At 55.6% G+C, this 12,182-nt stretch carries 12 protein-coding genes, 1 other RNA gene and 1 pseudogene; 4 read left to right on the top strand and 10 right to left on the bottom strand.

The genetic code is table 11. The features are described 5' to 3' along the window. Nucleotides 1-194: 194 nt before the first annotated feature. Nucleotides 195-515 carry a type II toxin-antitoxin system RelE/ParE family toxin gene (locus G520_RS0103185; RefSeq protein ID WP_028534398.1) on the bottom strand — a complete coding sequence of 107 codons (321 nt, stop codon included), beginning with the start codon at nt 513-515 and terminating at the stop codon, nt 195-197. Further along, nucleotides 515-850, bottom strand: a complete 336-nt coding sequence (locus G520_RS0103190) for a type II toxin-antitoxin system Phd/YefM family antitoxin (RefSeq protein ID WP_211222746.1) — start codon at nt 848-850, stop codon at nt 515-517. The genes G520_RS0103185 and G520_RS0103190 overlap by 1 nt, the downstream gene beginning before the upstream one ends. 1,546 nt (nt 851-2,396) lie before the next feature. Here G520_RS0103190 and G520_RS0103195 point away from each other — a divergent pair. Continuing rightward, complete coding sequence (locus G520_RS0103195) at nt 2,397-3,008, top strand: hypothetical protein (protein WP_028534400.1); 612 nt, start codon at nt 2,397-2,399, stop codon at nt 3,006-3,008. A 303-nt stretch (nt 3,009-3,311) separates the two neighbouring features. Here G520_RS0103195 and G520_RS21320 read toward each other — a convergent pair. From G520_RS21320 to G520_RS0103215, 6 genes and pseudogenes are all read right to left on the bottom strand, one after another. After that, nucleotides 3,312-3,962 (bottom strand): annotated as a pseudogene (locus tag G520_RS21320) (IS5 family transposase); the annotation flags it as partial. A 517-nt stretch (nt 3,963-4,479) separates the two neighbouring features. After that, nucleotides 4,480-4,794, bottom strand: a complete 315-nt coding sequence (locus G520_RS0103205; protein WP_156876856.1) for a hypothetical protein — start codon at nt 4,792-4,794, stop codon at nt 4,480-4,482. A gap of 94 nt (nt 4,795-4,888) precedes the next feature. Beyond that, nucleotides 4,889-5,038 carry a hypothetical protein gene (locus tag G520_RS24775; protein WP_156876857.1) on the bottom strand — a complete coding sequence of 50 codons (150 nt, stop codon included), beginning with the start codon at nt 5,036-5,038 and terminating at the stop codon, nt 4,889-4,891. 38 nt (nt 5,039-5,076) lie between these two features. Continuing rightward, nucleotides 5,077-5,862, bottom strand: coding sequence for a DUF6538 domain-containing protein (locus G520_RS0103210; protein ID WP_028534402.1), 786 nt, complete (start codon nt 5,860-5,862; stop codon nt 5,077-5,079). Between the two features lie 98 nt (nt 5,863-5,960). Next, nucleotides 5,961-6,324, bottom strand: a transfer-messenger RNA (tmRNA) gene (gene ssrA, locus G520_RS24260). Between the two features lie 79 nt (nt 6,325-6,403). After that, a complete protein-coding gene (locus G520_RS0103215; RefSeq protein ID WP_051228925.1) occupies nt 6,404-7,354 on the bottom strand; it encodes a GlxA family transcriptional regulator in 951 nt (316 codons plus the stop codon). Nucleotides 7,355-7,476: 122 nt separating this feature from the next. Here G520_RS0103215 and G520_RS0103220 point away from each other — a divergent pair, with 122 nt between their 5' ends. From G520_RS0103220 to G520_RS23845, 3 genes are all read left to right on the top strand, one after another. Next, entirely contained in the window at nt 7,477-8,103 is a 627-nt protein-coding gene (locus G520_RS0103220) for a cysteine hydrolase family protein (RefSeq protein ID WP_036665160.1), read from the top strand. 92 nt (nt 8,104-8,195) lie between these two features. Further along, nucleotides 8,196-8,495, top strand: a complete 300-nt coding sequence (locus G520_RS21325) for a DUF3761 domain-containing protein (RefSeq protein WP_036665163.1) — start codon at nt 8,196-8,198, stop codon at nt 8,493-8,495. A 9-nt stretch (nt 8,496-8,504) separates the two neighbouring features. Continuing rightward, nucleotides 8,505-9,062 carry a GNAT family N-acetyltransferase gene (locus G520_RS23845; RefSeq protein ID WP_051228927.1) on the top strand — a complete coding sequence of 186 codons (558 nt, stop codon included), beginning with the start codon at nt 8,505-8,507 and terminating at the stop codon, nt 9,060-9,062. A gap of 518 nt (nt 9,063-9,580) precedes the next feature. On the opposite strand, the gene G520_RS24265 is transcribed toward G520_RS23845, so the two are convergent. After that, nucleotides 9,581-10,183, bottom strand: coding sequence for a phosphatase PAP2 family protein (locus G520_RS24265; RefSeq protein WP_084637439.1), 603 nt, complete (start codon nt 10,181-10,183; stop codon nt 9,581-9,583). Between the two features lie 199 nt (nt 10,184-10,382). Beyond that, the gene (locus G520_RS0103240) at nt 10,383-11,993 is read right to left on the bottom strand and encodes a methyl-accepting chemotaxis protein (protein WP_028534405.1); all 1,611 of its coding nucleotides are present in this window, start codon (nt 11,991-11,993) and stop codon (nt 10,383-10,385) included. Nucleotides 11,994-12,182: the final 189 nt, after the last annotated feature.

Raw genomic sequence — 12,182 nt, forward strand, 5'->3', positions numbered from 1 at the left:
AGCGCTTACTGCAAAGCGTGTTGCTGGAGATGGAGTGTTTGGCAAAAACGTTGCGACGGTCGCGCCGACTCGGCATCCCGATGACAACACGCTTAAACGGCATCCCACTTTTGACCGATGGCATCCGCGCCTCGGCGGAAGCAGCACGCGGAGAAACGCCCGGGCGTGGGGTGCTGCGCTGAATCCAGCCGTCTTTACCGGCTTAACAAGCGTTTCTCAAGCAGCGAGGGATAGTCCTGCCGATGTCCTGCGATCAGGTAGACGTAGGTATCGCCGGCTATCCGGCGATAGACCAATTTGTGGTGTGAGGTATACACGTTCTGGTAGTCCAGGATGCCGAGCGCAGCCAACTCCCGAACCGGCATTCCACTGAAAGCACCGGTATCGATGTTTTCCAGCTTTTCAAAGATTTCATCTTCGGCTTTTAGCCACGCGGCCTCGCTCCAGGTGTCGAGCATGTAGTCCTGCAGTGCAAGCAAGTCGGCCTGGGCATCGGGGAGAATGAGGAGCGCCATTATTTGCGGCTTTGCCGGGCCGCCTGCAACCGGGCCCGCGATTCGGCGGCGGATATGGCCTTCCCTTGAGCGCGGTCCTTCTCGCCCAGGGCAAGAATTTTCAGGGCGGCAATGAGCGCTTCCTTTTCCTGAAACTGTCTGACGCCCTCGATCACCATGCTGGCTTCGCCATTCTGGGTGATAACGAACGGAGTGCCATTCTTTTCCAGCTCTTCAGAAATCTGCGCCGCATGGCTCTTCAGGTAGGAAATGGACTTGATGTTGGCAAGGGATGACATCGCGGCTTCCTCGGGTTTATTGGGTCTAAATTTAGCACCAAATTCAGTCTTCGCCAACAGTCGACGATATCCTGACGGGTGGGTACCCGGCGCGACCCTCCTTCTGCTGCCAGGTCGACAGAGAGCACGCGTACTCGCGCAGGGGCCGACCATGAGTCGGAACAGCATAACGCAAGGCAAGCGTGGTCACAGCGACCGCGGGTCCATTGCGCCTTCAGGCAAAGATACCGTCACGCGAGCGGCACTGCAGGGGTGGCTCGTGACCGCTCGCGCCAACGAAAAAGCCCCGTAAACCTAGCATTTCCGGGGCTTTCGCGGTTTACTGCCGTTTCGCGCTAGCGCGTGAAACCGTGTGGTGGTGGAGGCGACTATCACATCCAGGCTTGAGAGCCGCGCAGATACAGGGCACGCACGTCGACAGGCCGTTCAGATACCATCAAAATCATCGCAAAAAGCTATTGCAACGGGCTGAAAGCCTTGTAAATAAAGGGTTCCAAGATGATAGCAAAACGCAGCCACTCGGAAGTAGTATTTTGTTCTCGGCTGAGCCTTGGCAAGAGAACGAACAAAAATTCAAACGACATATGATATATGTCAAAAATACAAAAAACATCATTGGTAAGATATATATCATGTATTTTGCAATCATATTTGGTAACTCGTGTACCTCATATTTTCATTTGACATGAAAAGGTGTGGTGCATTTAAAACACGTTATTTATTCAACATAAAATATAGGGTTTCGGACCCTATTCTTCAAACCGACACTTTATTGATACTGGCACGTCAATACTTACCCGGGGCGGCTTGCGACAAAGTTCAGCACGAAACTCCACCCATCATATATCACAAGCAATAAACAACTCTCAACAAATGGTGGCATTGTGAATAAATTACTCAAAATATCATTAATAAGCATTACCGTATTGCACATCACTGGCTGCGCCGCCATTATTTCAGGAACAATGAATTCCAACATAACTCCTGAAGTCGCACTAGAGAAAACTGCCGACTACTTTGGTGTCGAGCAAAATAAAATTAAAATATACAATTTCAACAAAGGCACACTAGCTACTACATATAAAGTAAAGTACAGCAAAAAAATATACAACTGCCAAATATACTATGGGTCTGTCAAGTGCACAATTCCTGGCGCAGAAACAATATAAAATTTAAACCCGGCCACACTCCAGGCCAGTTGCGGCGTCCTTAGCTTAAGCCAATTCACAAACAGTGGAAACGGAGCAGGGGGGAATGAACCAATATTCAGCCAGACGCCACCTGGTTAACCAGATGGCCGATTAATAGTTCACCGCTGAGGCAGACCGAGCACATGCGTAACATTAAAAGGCCAACGCACGGCGACCCGTGATGTGTTCGATCACTTTGAACGGCAGTACCTCAACCGGCAAAAAACCATCTACTGATGCTAGAGAGATTCAGTACTTACCGTGCTGCTGAGCAATCCTGGACTAATTGTGCGATCGGACAAGGCGCACTAAGCTCATGGGTGAGCCTGGCACCGGAGGCAAGCAGGACTTATTTGTACCGGCATCAAACCCCACGTTATTGCGGGCTCTATATAACAAACGGATAAAAATATATGACGTATAAATTTTCTATCGTGGCACTGATGTTTTCACCGATGGTAATGGCCACTGACATCCAGCCCCCTCAGCTCAAGGTAGGCGACCGATGGGAGATGCATCGCGTCGATGGGTATGACCATTCGAAGGAGCTATGGCATTGGACCTACCAAGTCGACAAAATAGATAATGGAATGGTTTTTTACTCCGGGAAAAATAACCATGGTGATTACAAAGCAAAATCCACTATTCAACTCAACTGGATTTCTAAAAATAAGTTGACTGCAGGACAGGACATCAAGGTTCTACAATGGCCGCTGAGTGAAAATAAATCTTACCCGTATGAATATACAACTGAAAATTACACCGGAACAGCTCAGGTAAAAGTTATCGAAATGACCAAAGTTGACGTACCAGCAGGCACATTCGATGCATTGAAAATTCACATCACTGGCTTCTGGGAAAATAATAGCTCGGGCCGCATTGCCCATGGAGTCTGGACAAGAGATATATGGTACTCCCCCATTGTGAAGAATATTATAAAAAGTGAATATAAAGATTTTAATACAAAAGGTCTTTCTTTTAATTGGACAACTGAGGAGCTGGTGTCATACACACCGGCAAATTAAACCGCCGACAAATCTAATACGCATTAAAAAACACACGCCTCTCTAACAGGCCGTTGAAAAATCCGCTGATATAGCCGCAACCCATTTCCAAATAACCAAAAAATGGGCTGTTTCAGTGGGCAGAATGCTTATGAAACGGTTTTCTGCCTTGGTTTTCGGGTTGTTCGCCGGTTATCCGGCGATTTTGGGCGTAATACGCCCTATACATGCGCACGATCCGCCCCAGCAGCCGGACAGGCTTCCCATGCGGACCAGGTTATAAGTTGCAAACGCCAAAAAAGTTTGCCCGGCCAGTTTGGCTCGCAGGATGTGAGCCATGTGGCACAAGCGGCTGGCATCGCCAGCGCTTTTGCGGGCCAGTCGAGCTTCCGGATCTGTTTTGGACTGGTGGGTTTTGTTGCTTCGTTTCTCGCCCCGGAAATCGACGTCCGGGTTGCGTCCTTCTGGAGGCGAGTTGTCGTCATCCTTGCGGACAAAGCTTTTATGCGAGGCCCAAGCATCGATCAGCGTGCCATCGACACTGAAATGTTCGTCGCTTGTCAGCTTGCCCCACTCGGCGATGCTACGCACGCGAACGAAAAAGGTGCGTGCCACATCCTCGGTGAACAGGCGGTCGCGGTTTTGCGAGAAGGTGGAGTGGTCCCATACGCGAGCATCGGCGGAAAGGCCGACAAACCAGCGAAACAGCAGGTTGTAATCCAGTTGTTCGACCAGCAGCCGCTCGGAGCGGATGGTGTAGAGCACCTGCAAAAGAGAAGCGCGCAGCAGGTGTTCTGGCGGAATAGACGGTCGGCCGACACGCGAATACAGGCCGTCGAACACGTCATCCATCGCACCGAGCACCAGATCGACCATCTGGCGAATCTTGCGCAGTGGATGGTTCGCCGGGATGCGCTCCTCCAGCTGGACGTAGCTGAACAGGTTCGTTTGACCGTCGTTGCGGATGCCTCTCATCGGGTGCTTCCGTGGCTCGTTGGATGTTGACGATTATACCAAATGGATGGCCGTTAGTTTTTCAACGGCCTGCTAGCGCATACCTGTCATGATTAAGCTGAGGCAACCATAATCTGACCATCTTGGCTGATGGTTAGCCTAATCGTGTCTCTATTCTCATTGATTGAAAAATTCTGAACCTTTTCAAAACACTCTTCTAGGGTCCCTACTGAGGAGTTAGGATTATTTTCTCGGGCTGAATTAAGTGCTCGCGTGATCTCGTTTGTTGCCTTGTTAAGTATGGCATTGATGGCTTCGTCTACACTACCGAAGTATGTGTAGTCTCCTCTGTCATTAACAAACACTACATCACTAGTGCCAACCACAGAATAACTGCATCGATAACTAGGTGTCGCGCCCCTCATCAGAGAGGTGCTAAATGTAATGCATAGAATGTTACTGTTTTCCATTGCTTACCTCCTTGGTTTTAAAAATTAAATGGAAAGTTATTCACATATCAAACTGCCTTTGTGCCCGACTACGCTAGGTCGGATGCATTCCCTACAACAAAGGCCTTTGTGATTTCCTGCACATCTTCAACACTAAAATCCATGTCGGTCAATGCACCCTCAAGCTCCCCATTTTCCTCAATCTCTATGGCATATTTTTCACCGGCGCGATAGTGTTGAGAGCCCACAAACTCTGGCGAGTCATCCGGCTCGTTGAGTATCATGTTATCAGGCACTGTTGACTGAACACATAACTGTCCATGAAGTTTGTTCTGAGAGATGATGACAACTCGTTTGCCACAATTACGCTTGAAAATCACCTTCCAGTCTTTGTGCATTTCCATTTTCCTAATCTGTCCATCTTGTTACGATTGTGGTGTCAATCAAACAGGTGTGGCAGGATTCGCCACTACTTGTGTAATGGGAAATATAAATCGTTTAAATAAATATTTTTTGTGGCCCATTAATGTTGTCTGTCTGCCAATTTTTTTTGATGCCATCAAGGCCAATTGGAACGTAACAAGCCAAGTCGGTTTGATGCCATCCATCGAAACCTAAAAAAGAGAATGATAAGTCATCAATACTCACGGCTGCTTCAATGGCAAACCACTCAGAGGGGTTACCTCTTATTTTCCGACTATTAAGCTTCCAACAATCTTTTTTCGGTATAGCCATAACCAGCTAAGCGGGAAGCTTTCGACCAAGGGATCAAACGCGGGTCGCTTGCTTGCAGTGAATAGGGACAACACCCCATTAACATTGCTTGCTGCTCTTTTGATAGTTGTAATAGCTCGGTATTCATGCTCAGTCTTCTCTGTCCATTCGTTGCTCGCCATCTTCGCTGATACTACGCATTCGACCGCTTCTGACAACGGCATGGATGGTTTCGTCTGTTGCCGGGTGGCGATCTCAGCGATGGTCTGTGCATTGTATATGGCCATTGAAGCAACGGCGTTGGCATGGCTGGTGCGCTGGCGGTCAATCTCGCTCATTTGCTCGGTCTGTAGTCGGGCTACATCGGCTGCACGCGCGGTTTTTCCCGCGTTCACCCTGCGTTGCGCATCAACCAGCAAATCGTCGCGCTCTTCTTGCAGTTCGGCAACTCTGAGACTTTGCCGTGCCTCTTTCAGTCCCTGCTTCAGGTTGCGCTGGAATTCAATGGCTTCAGCTTTCGGTTTTGCGCTGCTGTGTTCTGAGTCGGTCATGCAGGATTCTCTGAATCGACGGATGATGTCGCCGGTTACGATAGACAGTGAGGCCGCCAGTCGGGCGGCAAGCGCACCAATCTCGGTGTGCAAAGAGAAGTAAATCTCTCTGGTCGGGAATAAGTGCTGTAGATCCGCCGGTATTGGCTGGCGGAAGTAAAACACGTTACCACGGCGGAAGTGGTGAGCGGGCGCTTTGCGTACCATGCTGGCCTCGATATGTGGCAGGCAGATGTAGCAGCAGGCAAACAAAAAGCCAGTAAATCAGCGGAAAACCGCGTCATTACTGGCTCTTAGACTTGTCGTGGTGGAGGCGGCGGGAATCGAACCCGCGTCCGAAAGTCCTCTACAGTGAGTTCTACATACTTAGCCGCGTCTATTTAAGTTTTAACCACGACCACGCCGACTGGCAGGCTTGGGAGAGGCGAGCCGCCTTGGTTTTAACTCCGAGTCAAGCGACCCGACTCGAAGCGAGCTGATGTAAAATGACACTGCGGGAGTTGCCTCCACGGCCCATCAGCGAACCGCTGCAGTGTCTAACCGCGATTAAGCGGCTAGAGCGTAAGTTTCGTCGTTTGCGACTAAAGAAATTCAGCGTTTTACGGGGTAACTGAAATCCCGGTATGCCCTCATCTGCTTCGCAACCCCCGTCGAAACCAGGTCGCCCCCAGATTTAGACAGTCAGTATACCGCTAAACGCCCCGTTCCGCCAGTGTTTGCGGCAGTCGGCAGCGCGATGGCGCGGGCTTCAATGGCCGCGAAATGTCTTGCGCCAAGCCGAGGGTGAGACCCGGAAGGCCTTGCCGAAGTGCAGCCGAAACGAAGCGCCCGACCCGAAACCGGCCAGCGATGCGATCGCGTCTATACTCTGGTCCGTCGTCTCCAGCAGACGCTGGCACAGCGCCAGCCGTTCGCCCAGCAGCCAGGCGCCGACGGTGCCCCCGGTCAGCAAGCGAAAGCGACGGGTAAAGGTGCGCCGGCTTAGCAGCGACTTGCTCGCCAGACTATCCAGAGTGTGGGGTTCGCCCAGGTTGGCCCGCACCCAATCGAGCAGCCCGGCCAGGCGCGAATCGCGCGGCGTGACGGGCAGCGCTTGTTCGATATACTGCGCCTGTCCTCCCTGTCGGTACGGTGGCATGACCAGGCGACGCGCGACACGATTGGCCTCTTCCGCTCCGCAATACTGTCGCAACAGGTGCAGACAGCAGTCGATGCCGGCCGAGGTGCCGGCCGAGGTCAACACAGCGCCATCCTCGACATAGAGCACATCCGCATCCAGCTGCACGGCAGGGTAAAGGCTGCGAAATTGCGGCGCCCAGGCCCAGTGCGTGGTCGCGCGTTTGCCGTCGAGCAAGCCCGCCTCGGCGAGCACAAAAGCCCCCAGGCACAAACCGACCATGCGGGCGCCGCGGGCGGCGGCGGCGGCCAATGCGTCAAGCAATGGCGCAGGCGGAGGAACGAGCGGGTCGTGCCAGCTCGGCACGATAACGATGTCGGCATCGCACAGGGCATCCAGGCCGCGTTCGACCGTAATGCCGAACCCCACCGACGTCATCAACGCCCCCGCCTCGACGGCGCAGACACTGAGTCGGAACGGGCTCGTCCCAGGTCGCGATTCTCCGAAAATCAAACACGGCACAGACAGGTGAAACGGACTGATGCGGTCGAAAGCGAGCACGGCAACCACGGGGGCCGGCATGGCAACCTTTCTTCTTTGTCCTGCAGATTGGCCCGATATTAGCGTAGTTTGTCATTCGGGTCACTCACGCGCCCGTGCGGGAACGTTCGATACTGTCAGCACCGACCACCGAGGTGTCCACCATGCACCAACCCCCAAAGCGCGCCCTGATCGTCATCGATGTCCAGAACGAATACGTGACCGGCAATCTGCGAATCGAATACCCCGATGTCCATTCGTCACTGGCCAATATCGCAAGCGCCATGGATAGCGCCCGTGCCGCGGGCATTCCCGTCGTCGTCGTGCAACATCTGGCCGCGGCCGACTCCCCCCTGTTCGCACGTGGCAGCCACAACGCCGAGCTCCACCCGCTGATACGCGATCGGCCTCACACGCTCAGGATCGAAAAAACGATGGCCAGCGCCCTGACTGGAACGGGCCTCGGTCAGTGGCTGCGCGAACGTGACATCGATACCTTGAGCGTGGTCGGCTATATGACACACAACTGCGATGATGCAACGGTCCGCCAGGCGAGCCACGAAGGGTGGAGAGTCGAACTACTGCATGATGCGGCCGGATCGCCTCCATACCGCAACGCGCTGGGCGAGGCCACGGCAGAGGAGATCCACCGCGTGTTCACCGTCGTCATGCATACCGGTTTCGCCGCAGTGGTTTCGACTGAACAATGGCAGGCCGCAGTAAAGTCGGGAAGCGCCCTGGCTGCCGATTCCATTTATGAATCGAATCAGCGCGCACTGGCCGCGCGCTGAGATCGCAGGGACAGCGGGTCCGCCGTGGCGCGTATTGTAATGACATCGACCGATGGCGGTGGCAAGATAATGACATACCAAATGGAGATGTCATGAAACTTGCCGCCCTCGCGCTTCTCGGCGCGCTTGTCTTGCCGCCGGCCCTGGCCAGCTCGCCCACTCCCTCCCCCGATTCCACGCAGTTGATCGAACAGGGGAGCTATATCAATGCCGACGGCACAAGCGTACACCGGCCTGCACACACCCGGTCGGGGCGGGCGCCGGCCGGTGCCAGCGCCCGATGCCGGGACGGTTCTTACAGTTTCAGCAAACATCGCAGCGGTACCTGTTCGCGCCATGGCGGCGTCGCTCTATGGCTCGATTCGGCACGACGCCCTGCCCCGCAGCAGTAAAGGACGCCCATGCGCTTTGTCGATGGATTTCATCAGCCGGTCGAGGAGAGCTATGAGCTGATCCGTTCGGTCTATCGTGCCAGCGACGGCTTCGTCGCCACGATAGACGAAATGTTTCCCGACCAGGCCGCTTTCGCCCGCCATCTGACTGAGCTGGCCGCCTTGCCGGGCGCAGTGTTTCTGCTGGCCCGCGACGATGCGGCAGCCGGCGGCTATCTGTTTGTCAAGCCTCGCCCCTGGCAGCGCCTGGCCCATACGGCCGATCTGAACATGGGTGTCGCGCCGGGCTGGCAAGGCCGCGGAGTCGGCCACGGCTTGCTGCTGAACGCACAGGAACGCATGACGAAGGAGGGGGTGCTGGAGATTATCTATTTGATGGTGCGCGCCGATAATCATGCCGCGCGGCATCTCTACGAAAAGGTCGGGTTTGCGCATCAGGCCCTGCTGCGGCGGGACACGAAAGTCGGAGCCGACTATTTCGACGGCATCCTGATGTCGCGCCCGGTCCGCGCGGCGGCGCCCGAAACGGAGACCGGCATGCGCCGTGCGAAAGGGGCGCCATGCTGATCGACACGCTGCTGCCAGATTTCCAGTTTCGCGAAAGACATCAGCTGCTGCTGGAGGCCGTGCCGGGCTCGCTTATCGATGCGGCCCTGCAGCCGGACAGCACGGCCGATGCCTGGATACGCGCTTTCATCCGGCTACGTGAATGGCCTGCCCGGCTGGGCCTGGGTGGCGGCCTCGGCCAGCGCCACCCGTTCGGGATCGATAATTTTACCCTGTTGGCGCGCGATGGCGAGCGCGAGGTCGTGCTCGGTCTGGCGGGCCGTTTCTGGCAGCTCGACTATGGTTTGCTGCCCGTCCCCGATGCCGCCGCCTTCGCCCAACTGAATCAGGCCGGCATCGCCAGACTCGTCCTGAATTTCAGCGTGACCCCGGTCCCCGGTGGGCGCATTTGTCTGGCAAGCGAAACCAGAGTCTGCTGCAACTCGCGCTCGGCCTATATCCGCTTTCTGCCCTACTGGATCTTGATCCGCCCGGTCAGCGGGCTTATCCGGCGCCGCCTGCTCGCGCGCATCCGCGACTCAGCCGCGCCAGACGCCACGCACATAGGGCACGTCGTGGCCGGCGAGATGCAGCGCGATGCGGGTCATGATGTCCTGCCCGGGGGCGCGCACGCCAAACTGCCAGTTCAGAACCAGCCCGAAGGCGACGGCCATGACGACGGCGCCGAAACGGCTGTTTCGCCGTAGCGGGATCCGCCAAGCGAACAGCAGGCTGACAACGGCGCCGACGCAAAAACCGGCGACGACTTCGGAGAGCGAGTGCACGTGGACCATCAGACGAGAATAGCCGATCAGGGCACCGCACAGCAGGCCTAAGGCCAGGCCGCAATACCGCGTGCGCGGCGCTAACGCACTCAGACCGAGAAAGAACACGACAGGCAGCACGCTGCTAGCGAGCATCGTATGCCCGCTGATGCCGGTAAAATCCAGCCTCTGGCTGCCGTAGCCCCAGCCGATAAACAGGATCTTGCTGCTCGCGACGAGAAGACCGCCGAGCCCGAACAAGGCGATCCAGCGCCCTGCCCGCGACCACTCGCGATTACACAGCAGCCAGACGACGATCAGGCAAGCTGCCGGAACCATGACGGACAAATCGCCCAAATTGGTAAAATACGCCCACATCTCAACAGCTACTCCTGCACGGGGCCGGCTACGCACGCTCTGGCGGGCCGGTCGACATTCGGGCTCCCGTCCGTTTCGGGACGAAAGAACGGCCGCGGCGATCGGCTGCGGCCCGGTTCTTGATTATAAATAAAAATCATAAAAAAACACCAGGACACACTGGCCAATTCTTATCAATGACGCATCGCCGCCAGCCCACTCACAGGCTATAGGCTCCCACCACCCGGCTCATATGACTCGAAACCCGTTCCAGTTGCTGTGCCATTGCTGCCGCCTTGCCTGCGGCGGCGCTGTTGTCCTGCGCCATTTGCGCCACCTGCTCCACCTGGGCCGCGATCGCATTGGTCGCTCCGCCTTGCTCACGTATGGCGCTGGATATCTCGCCGACAAGCATGACACTCTGACTCGACGCGACACAGATGCCGCTCATCGAATCTTGTGCCGAACTGGCCCCGTCGACCCCTTGCCCCACCTGCCGCACGGCATCCCGCATCCGGCTCGCCGCGCTGTCCGAGCCCGACTGGATCGAGGCGACGATAGCCGCAATGATCTGGGTCGAGGAGGCCGTGCGCTCGGCCAGCTTGCGCACTTCATCCGCCACCACGGCAAAACCGCGGCCGGTCTCACCCGCCCTGGCCGCTTCGATCGCGGCATTCAGTGCCAGCAGATTGGTCTGTTCGGCGACGTCATGAATCACATTGACAACAGTCGCGATTTCCTTGCTCCTGCCCCCCAGCGCCAGAATATCGCGCTCGGCAGCCTCGACCGCCGCCGCAATGGCATGGATGTCTGACACGGTTTGGCCGATCACGCGCTGCCCTTCTTCGGCGCGCTGACCTGCACTGCCCGACAACGCGTTTGCCTCCCCCGCACGGTCGGCCACCTGATTGATGCTGACCGTCATCTGTTCGACCGACGCCGCCATACAGGCGGAGGACTCGCTTTGCGCACTGGAGCCACTGGCCACGCTGTTTGAAACGGCAAGCAACTCGCCGGTCGTGACCGAGACTTCGCGCGCACCATCCTGCAAAGTACGCAGGCTAGCTTGCAGATGGGCGATAAACTCGTTGAATGTCCGCAGTGTGCTGCCGATTTCGTCCTTGCCGCTGGCATCTGCACGCAAGGTGAAGTCGTGACTCGCCTCTATCTTCATGATGATATCCTGGGCGCTGCGCAATCCATTGCTGATCTGGCGATAGATGATCAGACCGAGGGTGAATAGCACACCGGCTGTCGAGCCAAGGGCGAAGTAAAGAATCAGCTTCGACTGCCGTATCGTGGCAGCGGCATTCGCCTTATCGGCGGCAGCCAGGCGGATGTTGTAACTCACATCGCTCTTGATTTCATCCATCGTCTTGTCGTATTGGCTCAGCATCGTCCTGGATAGTTCAAGTGCCTGATCACGCTGGTTGCTTTTGAACAAATCGACTATTTTGTCCACGTCCGCGAGATATTGTCCGGCGTCGACGGCGGCGACCTTGATCAGGGCGCGGTTTTTCTCATCGCCCGCCTTGCCGGCATAAGCCTGCAGTTGGGCATCCAGCTGCTCGCGGCGTTCGGTGATACGATCGAACAGAGTCTGGTTCTCGAACATGTCGCTGCTGGACAGCAAGCCCATGACGTCGCCTCTGACTTTGGAAAAGTTCAGCGCAATGCTGTCGACGGCCGAAATATCGGGAATGGTTCTATCGGAAATATGGGTCAGATTGCGATTGATATGATCGATCTGGACCAGGGATACCACGGAAATAAAACAGCACCCGATTACGGCGCTGATTATCATGATCAACAGACGCTGTGATATTTTCATCACGATGCCCTCATTAGCTGGGATAGGAATCCCACGGTTAACACGCAATGATCAACGCAATGATCCCGCGAATGCCATTGTCGTTTTTTATTATGTCAACGCGCTAATGAGTGAGTACCCGACTGAGAATACCCATGTTATATACCGCAGCCTGGCGCGGCAAAGCCGCGGCGGCGCGCTTCGGATTGG

Origin of the sequence: Paludibacterium yongneupense DSM 18731, assembly GCF_000422925.1 — a bacterium.
Classification (GTDB): Bacteria; Pseudomonadota; Gammaproteobacteria; order Burkholderiales; family Chromobacteriaceae; genus Paludibacterium; species Paludibacterium yongneupense.